The following is an 18,969-nucleotide window of genomic DNA, read 5'->3' on the forward strand; positions in this document are numbered from 1 at the left end:
AGAAACTATACGGACTAATATGGCGATGCGCTGGGGCGTCGAGCAACGGCTCGAGTTCATTGAGTTTCGGCTCTTCTGGGAGGGGGCGATCAACCGGGGCGACCTGGTTGAACAATTCGGTGTTTCGGTGCCGCAGGCCTCGAAGGACCTCAGCCTTTATCAGGAGCGCGCTCCGGAAAACATGCGCTACGACACGCGAGCGAAGCGTTATTTTGCTGAGCCGGAGTTCATGCTCCGCTTCCTCGACCCCGATCCGTACGTTTACCTGTCACGGCTGCGCACAGTCACTGAAGGCGTGGTTTCGCTGGAGGAATCCTGGTTTGGCGTCCTTCCGAGAGCGGACGTGGCTGTAACGCCTCGCCGAGATGTCGACATAAAGGTTCTTCGCGCGGTTCTCAGGGCGATACGGGAAGATCGATCAATCGACGTTCTCTACCAATCGATGAACAAGGTTCGCCCCGATCCGACCTGGCGGCGGATCACGCCGCATGCATTTGGGTATGACGGTTTTCGCTGGCATGTCCGGGCCTATTGCCATCTTGAACATGGATTCAAAGACTTCCTGTTGCCGCGAATTCTCGAGGTCGGGGAGCTCGCTGCTCCCGGAGAATCGGGCAAGGCCGACTGGCTCTGGAACCACTATTTCGACATCATCATTGCGCCGCACCCCGGTTTGACCCCCAGCCAACAATTGGTGGTCGCCAAGGACTATGGGCTGCCCGACGGCAAGGGTGCCGTCAGCGTGCGCTACGCAATGCTCTTTTATGTTCTAAAGAAGCTCGGTCTCCTCGGAAATCCCGAAAAAGAGGACCCTCACCGACAGCATATCATTGCTCTGAATAAGCGGGACGTGCAAGAAGCTCTCGACAAATCAAATGCTTCGCAGGGCCTAGTCTTGGGTGATACGACTTCGAACGCGGCGGGGGGCAAATGAGTACACTCGAAGACATCAAGAGTGGGGCCATTCTTCGCGGCATTGCTCCCAATCAGGCCGTTCAGGTCGTCAGTGTCGATTGGATCGGCGATCAGGCGGTGAATGTCGTGTTCCGGGACCAGAACGGAGCGGTCGCCGAGCGGACGCTCTACCGCGACGATGAATACCGGCTGGAAGTCGAGGCAAGTGGGCGACCGTGGTCGTTCGACGCCGATGGTGCCTTGCTGCGGCTCGTCACCGAAGCCAACAGGATCAAGCTGGCCCACTATTTCGATCCGTATCTCGCTATCCACACGAGCCTCGTCGATCCGCTGCCGCATCAGATTTCAGCAGTCTATGGCGAGATGCTGCCGCGCCAGCCGCTGCGTTTTCTGCTCGCAGACGATCCGGGTGCAGGCAAAACGATCATGGCCGGCCTGCTGATGAAGGAGCTGATCGCGCGAAGTGATCTCGATCGGTGCCTGGTCGTTGCGCCCGGCAGCCTCGTCGAGCAATGGCAGGACGAACTGGGAGAGAAGTTCAATCTCGAATTCGATATTCTCACCCGGGACATGATCGAAACGTCGCGATCAGGGAATCCATTCAACGATCGCAATCGCCTGATCGTTCGCCTCGACGTCCTGGCGCGAAACGAAGAGCTTCAGGAAAAGCTGATGAAGTCGCAGGAATGGGACCTCGTCATCTGCGACGAAGCGCACAGGATGTCCGCAACCTACTTCGGCGGGGACGTCAAATATACCAAGCGTTACCAAGTCGGCCAGAAGCTCGGTCAGGTTTGCCGTCACTTGCTCCTGATGTCGGCGACGCCGCACAACGGCAAAGAAGAAGACTTCCAGCTCTTCATGGCGCTCCTCGACGGGGATCGCTTTGAGGGACGCTTCCGCGACGGGGTCCACTACGCAGACACCGAGGACATGATGCGGCGTCTGACCAAGGAAGAGCTGTTGCGTTTCGATGGTCGCCCGCTCTTCCCCGAGCGCCGTGCCTATACAGTTAAATACGATTTGTCGCCCAAGGAGGCGGCGCTCTATACCGCTGTCACCGAGTACGTGCGTTCCGAGATGAACCGCGTTCAGCGCTTCACTGAAACCGATGGCAAGAAGCGTAACAATGTCGGGTTCGCGCTGCAGATCCTGCAGCGGCGCCTCGCATCCTCGCCAGCAGCCATTTATCAGTCGCTCAAGCGTCGCCGGGAACGCCTGGAAAATGAGCTGGCAGAAGCGCAGTTGGCTGCGCGGGGAAAGCGAGCCGGATTTGAACAGCCCATCATCAGCGATGAGGTCTTGGGCAACATCGAAGAATTCGGTCAGGATGAAATCGACGAACTCGAGGACCTCATTTCTACGGGTGCGACGACGGCGGAGACGGTCGAGCAGCTCATGCTCGAAGTCGAGACGCTCAAAGGCTTGGAAGACATGGCCCTCAAAGTCCTCCAGGCAGGAGAGGACGCAAAGTGGTCACAACTTAACCGGATTCTCGACGATGAGTTGATGACCGACAAGGACGGCAACCGTCGGAAGCTGATCATCTTCACCGAGCCCAAGGACACCCTGCATTATCTGACGGACAAGGTTCGTGCCCGTCTCGGCAAGCCCGAAGCCGTCGATGTTATTCACGGGGGTGTGGCCCGCGAAGAGCGCAGGAAAGTCATCGAGCGGTTCATGCAGGACAAGGACCTGCTAGTCCTCATTGCCAATGACGCGGCCGGCGAAGGCGTAAACCTGCAGCGCGGTCACTTGATGGTGAACTACGACCTGCCGTGGAATCCGAACAAGATCGAGCAGCGATTTGGCCGCATTCATCGTATCGGCCAGCAGGAAGTCTGCCACCTCTGGAACATCGTCGCAGCCGATACCCGCGAAGGCGAGGTCTACGCTCGGTTGCTGGAAAAACTTGAAGCCGCACGGGCAGCGCTCGGTGGCCGCGTCTACGATGTCCTGGGCGAACTGTTCGAAGGGGTCGCGCTCAAGGACTTGCTGTTCGAGGCCATCCAATATGGCGAACAGGACGAAGTCCGCGAGCGTCTTTTCAAGCAGGTCGATGGTGCCGTCGACCAGCAGCATCTGCTGGACCTGCTCAAGCGACGAGCCTTGACCAACGACACGATGCCGGAAGCCAAGGTGCACGAGCTGCGCCTCGAAATGGAGAAGGCGGAGGCGCAGCGTCTCCAGCCGCACCATATCCAGAGTTTCTTCGTCGAGGCTTTCCAGGAACTGGGCGGCAAGCTCAAGCCGCGCGAGGAAGGGCGTTGGGAAATCACGCACGTCCCTGTGCGAATCCGCGAACGGGATCGGCAGATCGGAACCGGCGCACCGGTTCAAAAGAAGTACGAGCGCATCTGCTTCGAGAAGAGCAAGATCAACCAGCAGCCGGTCGCAACCTTCGTCTACCCCGGACATCCGTTGCTGGAAGCGGTCATCAGCATCATCCGTGAGCAGTACGACCAGCTCATGAAACAGGGAGCCGTTCTGGTCGACGATGCTGACGATGGCACGGAGATCTCGGCGATCTTCCTTCTCGAGCATAGTGTCCAGGATGGGCGCCATACGAGCCTTGGAAAACAGCACATCATTTCGCAGAAGCTGCAGTTCGCGGCGATCGACAAGACCGGTCGCACGGTCAACGCCGGGATCGCCCCTCATCTCAACCTACGCCCTGCCACAACCGAAGAAGTCGCGGCAACAAAGGAGCAGTTGAATGCCGACTGGCTGACTGCGGAACTCGAGAAGACGGCGGTCAATTTCGCCACAGTCGAACTCGCTCAATCGCATGTCGCCGAGGTGAAGGCTCGCCGCCTACCCGAAATTGCGAAAGTCGAGCATGAGGTGAACCTGCGCCTCAAGAAGGAGATCAACTACTGGGACAGCCGTGCGTTCGAACTCCAGGAAGAGGAGAAAGCGGGCAAAAAGACGCGGCTGAGCTGGCAAAATGCGCGGCGCCGTGCCGAAGACCTCGCCGAGCGTTTGAAACGGCGCCAGGACCAGTTGGAAGAGGAAAAGTTCATCAGCTCCCAGCCGCCTCGCGTTCGCGGCGGAATGGTCGTGATCCCGCGGGGCCTTCTGAACAGCTTGGGACAGGGAGATGACAGCGCCGGCACCGCATTTTCCCAGGACAGCGAAGCCCGCCGCGCGATCGAGCGCGCGGCAATGGACGCTGTCATCGCGACCGAAAAGGCATTGGGGAACGAGCCAACGGACGTCTCTGCCCAAAAGATCGGCTACGATATCGTCTCTCTCGATCCCGAAACGCAGCACCTTCGCTTCATTGAAGTGAAAGGCCGAGTTGACGGAGCGACCACTGTGATGGTCACGCGCAACGAGATCATCACCTCCCTAAACAAGCCGGAGAACTACATTCTGGCGGTCGTACTTGTGGCCGATGGTGATGCCCGCGACCCGGCTTATGTCTGGCAGCCATTCGAGGTGGAACCGCCTTTTGGAGTGACTGCGCAGCAGTTTGAACTGAGGCACTTACTGAGCAAGGCGGAAGCCCCGCGGTGAGCAAGCAGCCTGCCTATTTTGAGGTCGTGAGGCATCGCTCCCAGAAGCGCTGGGAGCAGCTCGAAGCTGATCCCGAGCTTGCCGGTCCTTGGCACCAGCTTTTCAAGCAGGTGCAGAGCCCGCGGCATATTCTCTCGGAGCTCCTGCAGAATGCTGACGATGCCGGGGCGACGGAAGCGCATGCCCGGATCGATGGCGATGCCTTCGTCTTCGAGCACAATGGCGAGGATTTCACCGAAGAGCACTTCGCCTCGCTGTGCCGGTTCGGTTATTCTAACAAACGCGCCCTGCACACGATCGGCTTCCGTGGCATCGGCTTCAAAAGCACGTTCAGCTTAGGCGACAAGGTAGAGCTCTATACTCCGACCCTCTCGGTGGGTTTTGATCGGACTCGCTTCACCGAGCCCTTCTGGATCGATCGAAAGAAGGCCACGAAAAGCGGGACCACTGTGCGTGTCGAAATTCTCGACCGGCACCGCAAGAACGAAGTTCAGAAGAACCTCCAAGATTGGACGAAGAGCCCTGTTTCGCTACTGTTCTTCAAGAACATTCGGAAGATCCGGATAGGCGACGAATTGATCCATTGGGTTTCGTGCGGCGAAGGCCCCGTCAAAGGATCGCAGTGGCTCGCGCAGCACGACAACCTTGATGAGAAGTTTCTGCTCGCACGATCCGAACCGGAAAACTTTCCGGCTGAGGCGCTGGACGAGATTCGTCAGGAGCGATTGCTGAGCACCGAGCAGGAGATGGAGTTTCCACCCTGCCAGATTGAGATCGTCATTGGGGTCGAGGGCCGCCTGTTCGTCGTCTTGCCGACAGGTGTCGAGACTGACCTGCCCTTCGCGGTCAACGCTCCGTTTATCCAAGACCCGACGCGCTTCAAGATCAAGAGCCCGTCCACGTCACCAACCAATCGCTGGTTGCTCGAGAGGGCCGGCAAGCTGGCGGCCGACGTGCTCAAGAACTGGCTTCAGCGAGCCGACCTCCCGCTCGCTGAACGCGCCAGGGCCTATGACGCGATGCCGGACGTGGATCGCAAGAAGTCGTCACTCGACAGCGCCTGCGGAACTCTTGTCGAGGAAGCCTTCGAAAACGAAATTGCAGAAGCGGCGATCGCGCTGACCGAAGACGGACGCTGTGTGGAATCGCAGAACGCAGTGCTTCTTCCGCACGAAATCTACGATGTCTGGCCGCAGAAGCAGGCCATCGGCTTTTTCGATGAGGGCTCGCGACCGGCTATAGCGATGGCTGTTTCGGCAGATAATCTCGAGAAGCTGAAGCACTGGAATGTGATCGGCGAGATTGAACCTCAGGTCATCCTGAGGTGCCTACAGGAGCGCCATCTTCCTCAGCCAAAAGCTTGGCAGAACCTTCTCGCTTTGTGGGCGTATGTCGGCGGGCTGCTGCAGAGCTATCGCTACTTTGCCGATCGCTCGGCCCTCAAGATTGTGCCCGCGCAAGGCAAGTCGGTGCTCTTCAGTTCTTCAGAAGTCGTGCGCCTTGGTGAGCAGAAGATCGTTCCGTCTGAAGATGATTGGCAGTTCCTCGGTGACCATCTGTCCGTCTTGAACCAGAATTGGCCGCGCTACCTCACCACTCAGAAGCGGGCTGCCGATACGAACAAGGACAACGCCCTCAAGCGGCAGGTCGAACGAGCCTCGCACGTTTTCGAAGAAATCGATCTCGATGAGCCGAGCGACACCGGCAAGGTCATCGACACCGTCGCGGCTTCCTTCTTCAACCGGAAAGGAGTGTCGCTCAGCGACTCCGTTCGACTGGCGCAGATTGCTGCCAAGCTCGGCGCACAGATCGACGACAATTTCAGGTTCGTCAGCCAGGATCGGCATTTCCGTTCGGTCGATGATATTGTCTTGTACGACGAGGATGGGTCACTCGATCTGCTGCTGCCCGAAGAATGGGCCGAGGAGCACCTCCTTCACGGCGACTATTCCAAAACCTTTGCGTCTTGCACCGCTGAGGAATGGCGAACCTGGGTAGCCAATGGCCGCTCTGGGCTCGGCAACTTTGTTCCGTTCGATGAGAAGCGGAAGTGGTTCTGGTCTACACGCGATGCGAAATCGGCGCTTAACACGAGGCGCTTCGCCGGACGTTTCGAACCCCGATATTCCAATCCGGACTTTTACCTTGATGATTGGGATTTCGAGGATGAGGTCTGGAGCCATTGGGAAGAGATTTCGGAAGAAATGCCGACGGTTTGGGCGCAGGTCGCCGAGCGGCTACTTGCTGCACCGCGCCAACTGTCAGCTCATCAGACCGGCGTACTGACCGAGCGAGCGTCGAACGGCCACACGCGGCGCGTCATCACGCGGGGACTTACCCCTGCCTGGGCGATGAGACTGGCTGACAAGCCATGTCTTCGCGATACGCATGGCACCAATAGGAAGCCCACCGAACTCCTGATGCGCGCGCCTGAAACAGAAGCGCTTATGGATGTCGAGCCCTTCGTCCACAAGTCGCTCGATAGCGAAGCGACAAAACCATTGCTCAAGCTGATCGGCGTCTCCGACCAGCCGACCGGGCCCGAAAAGCTGTTGGCGCGCCTGAGCGCGCTCGCAAGTTCGAAGACAGCTCCCGCGCACGAGGTCGAGAAGTGGTATCGGCGATTGGATCAACTGATCGATGGGTGCTCGACCGATATCTTCAAATCGATCTGCGCGGCGTTCCGGGTTGAACGACTGATCCTGACGGAGGCCGGAAAATGGGAAGGCTCTGAAGGCATATTCCTCAACGCCGGAGACGAAGAGATCCCCGATGCTCCTGTCATCAGGGCTTCCGTCCGTGACCTCACTCTCTGGCGCAAAATCGGTGTAGGAGATCGTCCGACCGCCGACCTTATCATGCGGTGGTTGAGCAAGCTTGAGTCGGGCTCGGTGTTGTCTCCGGAAGATGTTCGCCGAGTGCGCGGACTGCTCCCAAGGTTTCCGGTTCGAATTTGGAACGAGTGTGCCCACTGGCTCAATCTTGCTGGCGAATGGGCTCCTGTCTCAGATCTGAAGTTTAGCCTTTCGATGCAGACTCTGACCGCATTCGCCCATTTGCATCCATGGGTGAAGAAGCAGACGGCCGATCTTCGGCTGCTTCCGGTGGAAGTGGTCGAGGCCATGCCGTTCTCGCAGTTGCCACCGCTCTCGGCGCAAATCGATGAACGTCTGAAACTCGATCAGGTTGAGAATGGCAAGGGCGAGTCACGACCTTGGCTGCGAGAGCTCGGGCTCATGCTTATGCGCATCAAGCTAGACGATGGCGAGGAGACCGATAAGCTCCGCGCCCTTACCGCTCAACTCAGTGAGACGCTCTGGTATGGCTGCGCCGAACTGGAGACGCTTCCATACATTGATGGCAAGCCCGCCGGGACTGCGCGGAGAGCTGACGTTCTGTGGATCGGTGAGTGCCTCTACGCAGAGCGCAAACCGCTCGCCAAACTGGCGAAGAGCGTAGCGCAGGAAATTGGCAAGGCTTTCCGGCGCGCTGACATCGTCGATGCCATAAAGCTGTGCTTCGATAGGGATGCGGCATTCGTGCGCAGCTACATGGAGGAGAATTTCGAGCTTCTCCCCGAAGCTGAAGTGCCCAAGATTCAAAATCCGGTGCCCATCGATAAGGCTGTCACCGAAGCAGTTCCTGCTCGCGAACCTTCCCCCTCCATCCAAACAGATCAGCCCTTTGACGAGAATGAAACTGACAAGACACCTCCAGGCGCCAATTCAGAGCACACGCATACTCAAGGGGTAAATGAAGACGTTGCCGAGATCGATGACACAGGTGAAATTTCAAACACTGTCGAGCCGGCAATCGTTCATCCTCGGAAACCGCGCGATGTGAAGCCGCACATCATGGAGCGTTTCGCTCTGTCACACGGGTTCCGCAAGGACGGTGACGGCTCATTCTTCAATGATAAGGGCTGCATGATCGGAAAAGCCAATGGCGCTTCTTTTCCCTGGGAGCAAAGGTCGCAAGATGGCGACCTAATCAAGCGCTATTGGCCAAAGGATCATTGCCTGGAGCGGGAGCCGCTCGAACTCGATGCGGTTATCTGGGGCATGCTCGAGCGCGGCGAAAACTATGTGCTCGTTCTCAACAATCCTGACGGAGACCCAATCGAAGTCTCCGGCGACCACCTAATTCAACTCCGGGAGCGTGACGTGCTTGCACTTCATCCCGCCACCTACCGACTGGTTATCGAACATGACAAAGACCTATAAAAAGAAGCTCATAGAAGTCGCGATCCCGCTCGAGGCTATCAACGAGGCTTCGGTGCGCGAGAAATCGATCCGCCACGGACACCCGTCGACACTGCACCTTTGGTGGGCGCGCCGCCCGTTAGCTGCGTGTCGAGCTGTCTTGTTCGCTCAATTGGTAGATGATCCGTCGAGCAACCCCGACGAATTTCCGACGCACGAGGCCCAGGAAGCTGAGCGCAAGCGACTGTTCGGCATCATCGAGGAACTTGTGAAGTGGGAGAATTCGACGAACGAAGAGGTCCTCGAAAAAGCACGGACAGAGATACGTAAGAGCTGCGGTGGCGAACTTCCCCCCGTCTACGACCCTTTCTCCGGTGGCGGTTCCATCCCTCTGGAGGCCCAAAGGCTGGGGTTGCCCGCTTATGGCTCCGACCTAAATCCCGTCGCGGTGATGATCGGCAAAGCGATGATCGAGATCCCGCCCAGATTTAAGGATAAGCAGCCCATCCACCCCGGCCCGAAGGAGCGACAATTTTATCGCAACGCCGAAGGGCTGGCTGAGGATGTGCAATACTACGGTGAGTGGATGCGCGAAAGGGCGCAGCAGCGAATTGGGCACCTGTATCCTCAGGTGGACCTGCCGCAGGAATATGGCGGTGGCAAAACAACTGTAATCGCATGGATTTGGTCTCGGACAGTGCCGAGCCCAGACCCTGCGTACTCTGATGTCCAGGTTCCGATTGCGTCGAGTTTCTTGCTTAGTTCGAAAGCAGGTCAGGAGGCATGGATTGAACCGCTGATCGATCGACAAGCTAAGATCATTAGATATGTAATCCGCCATGGCGGCACAAAGGCCGAACTCGCTGATGCGAAAGAAGGCACAAAGGCGGGTCGCGGCGCGAATTTTCGTTGTCTGATTTCACAAACCGCTATCACACCTGACTATGTCAAGCGGATGGGCCGCGAAGGCAAGATGGGTCAGAGGCTGATCGCGATCGTTGCCGATGGTAAGCGCTCTAGGGCGTTCATTGCACCGACAATTGAACATGAACGCCTAGCTCTCTCGGTCACACCCGACTGGGAGCCGGAAACCAGCCTGCCAAATGATCCCCGGAATTTTTGGACCGTGGACTATGGGCTTACAACTTTCGGCGATTTGTTTACTGACCGACAGCTCGTAGCGCTAAACACGTTCAGCGAACTTGTGCATGAAGCGCGTGCTCAGATTGAGATCGATGCGCTCGCGTCAGGCCTTCTTCCCGAGCCCACTTTCCTACGCGACGGTGGAAGGGGAGCGAAAGCTTATGCTGAGGCAGTAAGCGTCTATCTGGGGTTTGGAGTAAGCAGACTCTCAGACATCCAGAACTCACTTTGCCGATGGGAATCTTCGAAAACTCAAGTTCGAAACCTCTTCGGACGCCAGTCAATACCGATGATGTATGACTTTGGGGAAAATAATGTATTCGGAGATGCTGCAGGAGATTTTCGGACAAGCCTTGGAAGTATCGTTAAGGTAATTGATCGATTTTGCCCTAAAGGTGAAGGATTTGAAATTAATCACGATGCCCAGACAGTGGTACTACCAGAAAATTCCGTGATATCTTGTGATCCCCCATACTATGATAATATCGGATATGCAGATCTCTCAGATTTCTTTTTCTGCTGGATGAAGCCAGCCATTCGCCCAGTTTATCCCGATCTATTCGGCGTCTTGGCCACGCCGAAGGCAGAGGAACTTGTTGCCACACCATACCGGCACGGGGGCAAGGAAGCTGCAGAGACCTTCTTCCTTAATGGCATGACAAAAGCCATTGCCAACATGGCGCGTCAAACCACCGGCGATTTTCCTGCTACGATCTACTATGCGTTTAAGCAGAGTGAAATTGACAAGGAAGGTATCAGCTCAACTGGTTGGGCTACATTTCTGCAAGCAGTAGTTGAGGCCGGTTATGCGGTTGTGGGGACTTGGCCAATGCGTACGGAAATGGCGAACCGTATGATCGCCTCGGGCACCAATGCCTTGGCAAATTCTGTCGTACTAGTTTGCCGAAAAAAGGGAGCCTCTGCTGAAACCGTAACGCGTGCGGAATTTATCCGTGCACTGAAACGCGAACTCCCATCTGCAATTGCCGAGCTCCAGGCAGTTAATATCGCCCCAGCAGACATGCCGCAATCTGCTATTGGCCCCGGTATGGGTGTGTTTTCCCGTTACAAGAATGTGCTCGAGGCAGATGACAGTCCGATGGCTGTTAAGACCGCGCTGCAACTGATCAACGCTGAACTCGACGAATATCTTGGTGGCATCCAGGGTGAGTTTGATCCTGACACTAGATTCGCCATCACTTGGTTTGAGCAACATGGAATGAAAGCCGGCGAATACGGCTCTGCAGACAATTTGGCCCGTGCCCGCGGAATATCCGTCGATAGCGTGAAGCATGCCGGAATCGTCGAGAGCGCAGCAGGCAAGGTGCGTTTGCTTTCGCGCGAGGAACTGGATGAAGAATGGGAACCGTCCAACGATGATCATCTCACCATTTGGGAATGTCTCCAGCACCTCGTCCGCTTTCACGAAAAGGATGGGCTCTCCTGGGAAACCATTCGCCTTATGCGCATGATTGGCGAAAAAGCAGAGGCGGCGAAGGACCTCGCCTATTGCCTCTACGACATCAGCGCGAACAAGCGGAAGGATGCCAAAGAGGCGACCGCTTACAACGCGATCATTGCCGACTGGACCGAGCTGAGTCGCGAAGCCGCGAAAATCCACGATACTCGCCGCGACGGCCAAGCAGCATTCGATCTTTAAGGTAAGCGACAATGGCAAAAAGCACCCGTCAGTATGTATTTGAAGGCATGGAGCTTCTCCCAGAGGCCCTCATTCCCTTCGTTGAAAAGCGCCTCGAAAGTTCGCTGAAAGGGCATTGGCAGCTTGAAGTCGTCGACCGCGTCAACGGTCTGAAGCCGAATTCAAAGGGCGATGTGGCCTGGGATCAAGCTTCTTTGCTCAAGACCATGATGTTTATGTGGAAGGACGCTTTCGCCACAGTCCTTGGCCATCCTGAGCGTTCTTATGTCTCGGAGCTGCTCGATGTGCGGAACAAGCTGTCGCATAACGAGACCTTTACTTACGACGATGCCGAACGCGCACTCGACACAATGCGGCGGCTAATGGAAGCGATCAGCGCCGGAGAGACCGCAGCAGAGATCTCGAAGATGCGGGAGACAATCCTGCGCACCAAATATGCCGAGCTGCAGCGCAATGAGGAGCGGCGGAAAACGCAGCGTCTCAATATCTCTGTTGAGACGGTCGCAGGCTTGCTCCCTTGGCGTGAAGTCGTCGAACCCCACCAGGACGTAGCGACCGGCGAATTCCTGCAAGCCGAGTTCGCCGCCGATCTCGGCAAGGTGCACGCAGGCAGTGCACCTTCGGAATATAGCAATCCGAAGGAATTTTTCAGCCGCACATATTTGACGGAAGGATTGAGCACCCTCTTGGCCGGCGCAGCCAAGCGACTATCCCAAAACGGTGGCGATCCGGTCGTCGAACTGCAGACGAACTTCGGCGGTGGCAAGACGCACTCGATGCTCGCGCTTTACCACATGGCCGGCGAAACCCCTGCTCAAGATTTGCCTGGTCTGGATCAGCTTCTGTCTAATAGCGAGCTCACCGTACCTACGAAGGTCAATCGTGCGGTCCTAGTTGGAACGTCTCGTGGCCCTCAGGATGTTTTGAAGGTCGAAGGCGGTCGTGAAATTCGCACCACCTGGGGCGAGCTTGCCTGGCAATTGGGCGGTGCCGAAGCTTTCGATATGGTCGCCGACAACGACGCGAACGGCATTGCGCCGGGATCGAACTTGCTCGAGGCGATCTTCAAGAAATGCGCCCCGTGTCTGATCCTGATCGATGAATGGGTCGCCTACCTCCGCCAGATATACAAGGTTGAGGGCTTGCCCTCGGGTTCATTCGACGCAAACCTCTCCTTCGTCCAGTCTCTGACAGAAGCGGTGAAGGCGAGCCCTGGTACGCTCCTTGTGGCTTCGCTTCCCGCATCTCAAATCGAAGTTGGGGGCGAAGGCGGTCAAGAAGCACTGGCGCGCCTCAAGCAAACGTTTTCGCGCGTCGAATCCTCGTGGCGGCCAGCCTCGCAAGAGGAGAGCTACGAAATTGTGCGTCGCCGGCTTTTCAAGGAGATCCCCGGCGATAGGCATCATCACAAGGACAACACCCTCAAGCAATTTGCGAAGCTGTATCGGGAGAATTCGAACGACTTCCCTCAGGGATGCTCGGATGAGGACTATCGCCGCAAGCTCGAGAAGGCTTACCCCATCCACCCCGAACTGTTCGACCTACTTTATACAAGCTGGGGTGCGCTCGAAAAATTCCAACGCACGCGCGGCGTGCTGCGGCTGATGGCACAGGTCATCCACGAACTTTGGATGAGCAGCGATCCTTCGGTCATGATCATGCCAGGCAACGTGGCCATAAGTTCGTCGCGGGTCGAACCCGAGCTTTTGCACTACCTCGACGTCAACTGGCAGTCGATCATCGCTGGCGACGTCGATGGTGCCAGCTCGACACCGTACAAGATCGATCAATCCGCACCCAACCTCAACCGGTACTCGGCAACTCGGCGCGTGGCGCGAGCTGTCTTCATGGGCTCTGCGCCTACTTATCGGGAAGAGAACCGAGGTCTCGACGACAAGCAGATCAACCTCGGCGTTGTTCAGCCGGGGGAGCGACCAGCAATCTTCGGTGATGCGCTGCGGCGACTGACGAACCAGGCCAAATTCATGCACAGCGATCTCGGTCGTTACTGGTATTCGATGTCCGCAAGCCTCAACCGCCTCGCAGCTGATCGCGCCGGCCAGCTGGAAGACGCGCTGATCTTGGTCACGATCGATCAGGAACTCACCAAGTACGTCAATGGCATCGCGGACCGGGGGCACTTCGATGCTGTCCAGGTCGCACCAGCATCATCTGCCGAAGTGCCCGACGAAGCGGGCGGCGTTCGGGCAGTCGTGCTAGGTGTGTCTCATGCTCACAACGGGCGCGAAGGGTCCGATGCCCAGATAGAAGCCAAGGACATCTTGATGCAGCGCGGTTCGACACCGCGCGTTTATCGTAACACCTTAGTGTTTCTGAGTGCGGAAGCGCGGCAACTCGACGGGCTTAAGGACGCAGTCCGGTCGGCACTTGCATGGGAGTCCATCGTCAAGGACGACAAACGCCTCGACCTAAAAAAGAGCGACATCGCGCTCGCGGAAGCGAAGCTTTCCGAAGTCAAGGACACGATGAAGACCAGGCTTCGCGAATGCTGGTGCTACCTGATCTACCCACATCAGCAAGATGCGCAGTCGGACGTTGAATGGTCTTCGAGCAAGATTCCGGCTCAAGATGGGCTCTTGTCCAGAGCCAGCAAGAAACTCGCGAGCGATGAAGGACTCTTGCCTGATTTGGGTCCTACAAGGCTCGATCGCGATCTGCAGCGCTATATCTGGAACGGCAAATCGCACCTCCCCCTAAGGGACTTGTGGGAGTATCTGAACCGGTACACCTACCTTCCAAGGCTCAAGGACCAATCCGTTCTCGTCAAAGCCGTCCAAGCGGCTGTCTCGGGGATGCTCCCTGGTCCGTTTGCCTACGCTGAGAAGTGGGACGAAAGCACTGGGAGCTATCTCGGCCTCCTGATTGATAAGGCTGTGGGCCCACACATCGTCGTGGATCGCGACAGCGTCATTATCAAACCGGACGTTGCGGAGGCTCATCGGCCCGTTCCAGCGAAGTCCGGCGAGACGAAAACGGAGGCTGGCATTCCTGGCGGTGAAGGTAGCTCCACCACGGACGATGGAGATCAGACAGCGAAGACTGAGCCCGTCGAGAAAGAAAAACTCCCGACGCGTTTCATCGGAACGGTCATGATTTCCCCAGATCGACCGGCGCGCGATATCCATCAAATCATCGAAGCCATCGTCGAACAACTTACGACCATCCCAGGCAGTGAGGTGTCACTGAAGCTTGAGATTGATGCCGAGGTTGCAAGCGGCCTGGATCGATCGAAAGTTCGAACTCTGATGGAGAATGCGGTAACGCTTCGTTTCGTAGACAAGGTCATTCGGTAGGCGCACAGCCTGTCACGGGGCAGGGCGGCCGCAGAGGGGCTGCCATGCGCTGGACCTTGTCGATGGTTCGGTCGGCGCCGCCTGCGCCGCAACGTTATGATCGAGGCTTAGGCCCTCGTCAACCAACGGCAGCCCGGCGCCCGCTGGATGATATGTGAGCTGGACTTGGCCCTGCTGCCTTTTCTAAACCCCGTGCGAATGCTCTTGCATCATGAGCCATTAGAATGCCCCTCGGTTTAGGGGTAGGGCATAGAAAGATCACCGGCAATGCGTTGCGAGACGACATATCTTCTAAACAACTTTAAGTTATCCAGACCAAATAACCTCATATTGGATTAGCGCACCATTTATCTATTTCGCATTCTCGCCATCCAACGCAGTTCTTAGAAAGTCGTATTTGAGAAGGAAACGAACCAGACGAAATTTTGTTATAAAGTGTTGAACGCTTCAACCCCGTGCGTAGTAATACGTCTTTGAGACGAAGATATTTGTAGGGAGGATGTTCTCCGATGGAGTCCTCCCGACGAAAATCGCCCACTCTACGCAACGCATCAACGATCTTCCTTCGCTCTACAGGATGTAAATCCTCCAAATTCAGGATGAGGCTAGAAATCAGGCTGCTCAGTTTATCGGCGGTACCCTGGTTTGACCGGGTTGCTGCGCGAGCGTGGGATGATTTTGAACTTGGTGCGATTGGGTTGCTCATGCCCCATAGTACGTTGCGGCGTGGATGTTGGCGTGGGGGACGATAGGGAAGTTAATCCGAGCCTATAGTCGGGCAAGATGTCGAACCTCTGGATTTTGCGCAACTCGTGGTCAAGATTTAGAGAAGCCATGGGGCGAGCATCCGTCTGCTTGTAAAGGATGTCCTCCTTCGCCGTTTTGAATAGATCCTCACCCGCGACGGATCCTCCCGCGTGGAAGCCATCCATCTGGGGTTCCAGTTGCGTTTGCTTTCCGTCTGGTTTGAAAGCCTGGCCCGCTTGAGCGTCCATTAGGATGGCGCATCGTGTCACAAATAGGACCACCTCTGCAACGGAATCCCTCTTTGCGGGTAGCTTGGCCTTTCGCCAGGATCGAAACGCCAATCGGCGATGGGCGAGCGAAAGGTCGGTCAATGCTTCTTTCCGCTCGAGTAGGTTGACGAGCCTCAGCGCGGCAAAGGCCAGTTGAACGCCAGCCCGAATCCCACCTTCAATTGCCGTGGATGCATGTTCGCGCTTTGATGGGTCCTCCTTGGTGTCACTTGCTGATTTCAGCTTGCTGAGCCGTTTCTCCGCCAAGCCGATTTTCTCCTGTAACAATGGTAGGAGGCTCTCAATCTCCGGTGCAATCTCCGCCTCTGTCCGACCCGTAGCCCTGAGCCGATCCCTGGCGAATTTTTCATTTGTCAGGCTTGCAATGATCGGCGGGCGACCTTTGGGTAGGGGAGAATAGTCTAATCCGCAGAACCGATATTGTGCAGCCTGGGTGATTGCGCTCATTCCTCCCGGATAATCTGATGCAAGAACCGGTGAATGATAACTCGGTAACCACGGTCCGCCGGCATTGAGCTTGGCCGCACGGGCGGCGATCAGCTGTATCTCGAACACGCAATAGAGGATGAGCATGTTTCCTGCACAGGATTGCGCCAGCTTGATTAATTCGGCCGGAAGCTTCCGCTTGGACATCGCAGCGAACGATTGATCCAGGCGTCCGCTGACCACGCTTGAAAAGAGATCGAGATCAAGGTCGCGGAGTTCGATGAGATTTTCCCGAAGGACGGTTGGTTTAATCGATAGCGCTTTTGCGATCATGTCGCGACCTTCGGTGTGAGGGCTGGCGCACAATAGACGTTCGAGAAAGGCGCCTAACTTGCTCTCATCGCCTGCCAGTTCAAGCGCAATATCCTCTGGCATTCGGACACGGTGATCCATGAGATGACCGACAGGCAGGTCAGGGAGGTTTTCCTCGAAAAGGGCCCGAGCTTCGAATTCAGGTCGTGATAGGTTTCCGTACAAAATTCGGCGTATGTTTTCTTCGACAGCCTCCGCAAGGCCATCAGAGCTAAAATCGCTGCCTGTGCGAATCCCCCCAAAAAAATCGTCCACTCTCAACGTCCTCCAGCTTGTCGCGCTTTTGGCGGTTCGACCTAAACATGAGATTAAAAGCCGTATCGTCCCCCACGACCGCCTCAGATCAGGTCGCTATTCAAAATCTCGTCGAAGTGATGGTGCTTCGACGCAGAAGGGAAGTTAATGGTGACAAAATCCTCGAAATTTGGCGAAGAGATTGCGCGGGAATTGCTTTCTGACCGCGAAGCTCTTGCTGCTCCACGGGTATCAGCCGAAGAGTTTGTTAAGTCTATTTTGTCCGTCAGTCCGAAAGCAAAATTGCCTGCCATCCTGGCTAAGGAAAATGTGAAAAACTGGATGGCCGAAGAGAAGGTTACTCCATCGATACTCCGTGAGGCATTTTCCGCCGCACGCAAAAATCTGAGACAAGCTGAGTCAGAAACGTTTGTGAAGAGGCCGAAAAAGCGCCGGGTTCAACAACGCGAAACTCTGGACGAGGCCGGCGCAACAAGGTTGCTGGATAGCTCAACCCCATCCTTGGGTGGCGCTCCTACATTGTTCAACGAGTTCATCGTGCCGAACTGAAAATCAGCGAAAATATTGGGAGTTTATCGAGATGAACACTCGGCGTTTGTTTGAGATAAAAGCAAAACACCTCAAAAAATTGATCATATTTATCAACGGCGATAAGGGAGGCATCGGGAAGTCTATTGTTGCAAGAATCCTTGCAGCGCTCCTTCTTCGATATAGCTATTCGGTGATCGGCATCGACGGCGATGCTCGCAATGGACACTTGGAACGATTTCAAAGCGGTGTGATGCCGGTGAGCCGGCCCTATTTGCGAGTTCCGGCGGGTTGGGATGCTCTGTTCGCAGACTGGGATGCTGCGCCCGACGACTCCGTCATTTTGATTGATCTGCCTGGAAATGTTGGGGATGCGCTGGAGCGGCAAATGCATCGCATGCACGAGATTGCCGGGGCTTTGGAACGTGAAATCCTTCACATCTGGGTGATGGATGAGGAAGAGGACTCGATCACCTTGCTGAACCGCGTGAAAAATCTCGCGGCGCCAGAGCGAACCCTCATTGTTATGAACGGCAGGTTTGCTGACAGTCCCAATGCCTTTGTTCTCTGGTCAGAGAGCCAGTTGCGGGCCGAATTGCTGGCGGGGGGAGCAATGGAAACATACGTGCCAGCCATGCCAATCCGTCCACGGACCAAGATCGCTCGAGCGCGCTGTTCCTTCAGCGATGTTACGTCGGCTGGCTTCGAAACCTGGGAACAGGTTGACTTCCGAATCTGGTGGAATTCAGTGGAAACTACTTTCAGCGGTTTCTGCAAGCAGGTGGGATTAAACTAATGGCTACTCTCGCCGAAAAGATGTGCATCGATCTCCTGGGCCGGCAGCTCACTGGGGAGGATTACATTCGAATGGACAAGATCTTGCGCCATCTTCCGTCGGAGGTCCGCGACTCTCCCGGAGCGATTGCAGAAATCATATTGCGGATGGAAAACCTCAAACAGTTTGATGCGATTGTGCAACGAGCCTCCTTCGAAGCTCAGCAGAAAATTCACAAGGATTTGCCTAGAAGGGTTGAGATTGCCGCGCAGGCAGCTCTCTGTGCCCTGCGGGATCAGCTGCCGATTGACAGTTCAGACTCCATGCGCCGCCTCTATAAATGGGGGGCACTGTGGATGCTTTCCGTATCCGTGATTGGCTTCACGATCGGTGTGGTGTTCACGAAATGGTGGGTTTCAAAGCCGGAAGAACACCACTACGCTATTGCCGAAACTGCCTTCAATCGTTGCATCGATGCAAGCTTTGGTGCCGCATCGACTGATCAGCGAAACCGCCGTGATAGGTCAGTCTATGACAGCGCGGAGTTTCGTAACAACGCCCGCATCTGCGCTGCAGAATATGCGGATCGTCGGGGCATTGCCTGAAAAACTATCTGCCGGTTATCTATAAGTAACCGGCAGACTCTCTCACTCCGACTTCGTCTTCGTCCGCAGATACCTGCGGGTTAAAGTTCAGCGTGCTTCCAAACTTACGTGGGAGGAAATTAGCCAGGGCTGGCCAACGACTACCGCGCATAGGGGCGCGGGACGTCAGCTTTGTCGCGTGCCCGCTCTGGCGCCGCCTTAGTCGTGGCCGGACCTGG

General features: G+C 56.2%; 10 protein-coding genes. 8 read left to right on the forward strand and 2 right to left on the reverse strand.

Annotated features, from left to right (window positions below; translation table 11 throughout):
* Positions 1 to 19 precede the first annotated feature (19 nt).
* From L858_RS19825 to L858_RS0107580, 5 genes are read left to right on the forward strand one after another with little or no spacing between them, the layout of a single operon-like run.
* On the forward strand, positions 20 to 934 hold the full coding sequence (locus L858_RS19825; protein WP_022682547.1) for a BrxR family helix-turn-helix transcriptional regulator: 915 nt from the start codon (positions 20 to 22) through the stop codon (positions 932 to 934).
* Positions 931 to 4,434: a protein NO VEIN domain-containing protein gene (locus L858_RS0107565; RefSeq protein ID WP_022682548.1), complete on the forward strand. Its 3,504-nt coding sequence runs from the start codon at positions 931 to 933 to the stop codon at positions 4,432 to 4,434. Before L858_RS19825 ends, L858_RS0107565 begins: the two co-directional genes overlap by 4 nt.
* Entirely contained in the window at positions 4,431 to 8,657 is a 4,227-nt protein-coding gene (locus L858_RS0107570) for a sacsin N-terminal ATP-binding-like domain-containing protein (protein WP_022682549.1), read from the forward strand. The genes L858_RS0107565 and L858_RS0107570 overlap by 4 nt, the downstream gene beginning before the upstream one ends.
* A complete protein-coding gene (locus tag L858_RS19830; RefSeq protein ID WP_037504451.1) occupies positions 8,641 to 11,439 on the forward strand; it encodes a DUF1156 domain-containing protein in 2,799 nt (932 codons plus the stop codon). The genes L858_RS0107570 and L858_RS19830 overlap by 17 nt, the downstream gene beginning before the upstream one ends.
* Positions 11,440 to 11,450: 11 nt before the next feature.
* The gene (locus L858_RS0107580; protein ID WP_028055914.1) at positions 11,451 to 14,753 is read left to right on the forward strand and encodes a DUF499 domain-containing protein; all 3,303 of its coding nucleotides are present in this window, start codon (positions 11,451 to 11,453) and stop codon (positions 14,751 to 14,753) included.
* A 325-nt stretch (positions 14,754 to 15,078) separates the two neighbouring features.
* Here L858_RS0107580 and L858_RS22485 read toward each other — a convergent pair whose 3' ends face one another.
* Positions 15,079 to 15,459 (reverse strand): AlpA family phage regulatory protein, encoded by a 381-nt coding sequence (locus tag L858_RS22485; protein ID WP_081643317.1) that lies wholly within the window; start codon positions 15,457 to 15,459, stop codon positions 15,079 to 15,081.
* Positions 15,380 to 16,843 (reverse strand): hypothetical protein, encoded by a 1,464-nt coding sequence (locus L858_RS0107590; protein WP_022682554.1) that lies wholly within the window; start codon positions 16,841 to 16,843, stop codon positions 15,380 to 15,382. Before L858_RS0107590 ends, L858_RS22485 begins: the two co-directional genes overlap by 80 nt.
* A gap of 147 nt (positions 16,844 to 16,990) precedes the next feature.
* Between L858_RS0107590 and L858_RS21630 the strand changes: the two genes are divergently transcribed.
* The 3 genes from L858_RS21630 to L858_RS0107600 are packed head-to-tail and all read left to right on the forward strand — an operon-like array spanning position 16,991 to position 18,751.
* Positions 16,991 to 17,392, forward strand: coding sequence for a hypothetical protein (locus L858_RS21630; protein WP_152639785.1), 402 nt, complete (start codon positions 16,991 to 16,993; stop codon positions 17,390 to 17,392).
* A 31-nt stretch (positions 17,393 to 17,423) separates the two neighbouring features.
* On the forward strand, positions 17,424 to 18,167 hold the full coding sequence (locus tag L858_RS0107595) for a P-loop NTPase family protein (protein WP_028055917.1): 744 nt from the start codon (positions 17,424 to 17,426) through the stop codon (positions 18,165 to 18,167).
* Positions 18,167 to 18,751, forward strand: a complete 585-nt coding sequence (locus L858_RS0107600; RefSeq protein ID WP_022682556.1) for a hypothetical protein — start codon at positions 18,167 to 18,169, stop codon at positions 18,749 to 18,751. The genes L858_RS0107595 and L858_RS0107600 overlap by 1 nt, the downstream gene beginning before the upstream one ends.
* Positions 18,752 to 18,969: the final 218 nt, after the last annotated feature.

Origin of the sequence: Sphingobium bisphenolivorans (assembly GCF_000412635.1) — a bacterium.
GTDB lineage: Bacteria > Pseudomonadota > Alphaproteobacteria > Sphingomonadales > Sphingomonadaceae > Sphingobium > Sphingobium bisphenolivorans.

Excerpts from the sequence above, each read along its gene's own strand:
- L858_RS19825 (WP_022682547.1), top strand. The coding sequence starts at position 20 with ATGGCGATGCGCTGGGGCGTCGAGCAACGGCTCGAGTTCATTGAGTTT.
- L858_RS0107565 (WP_022682548.1), top strand. The coding sequence starts at position 931 with ATGAGTACACTCGAAGACATCAAGAGTGGGGCCATTCTTCGCGGCATT.
- L858_RS19830 (WP_037504451.1), top strand. The coding sequence starts at position 8,641 with ATGACAAAGACCTATAAAAAGAAGCTCATAGAAGTCGCGATCCCGCTC.
- L858_RS0107580 (WP_028055914.1), top strand. The coding sequence starts at position 11,451 with ATGGCAAAAAGCACCCGTCAGTATGTATTTGAAGGCATGGAGCTTCTC.
- L858_RS22485 (WP_081643317.1), bottom strand. The coding sequence starts at position 15,459 with ATGAGCAACCCAATCGCACCAAGTTCAAAATCATCCCACGCTCGCGCA.
- L858_RS21630 (WP_152639785.1), top strand. The coding sequence starts at position 16,991 with ATGGTGACAAAATCCTCGAAATTTGGCGAAGAGATTGCGCGGGAATTG.
- L858_RS0107595 (WP_028055917.1), top strand. The coding sequence starts at position 17,424 with ATGAACACTCGGCGTTTGTTTGAGATAAAAGCAAAACACCTCAAAAAA.
- L858_RS0107600 (WP_022682556.1), top strand. The coding sequence starts at position 18,167 with ATGGCTACTCTCGCCGAAAAGATGTGCATCGATCTCCTGGGCCGGCAG.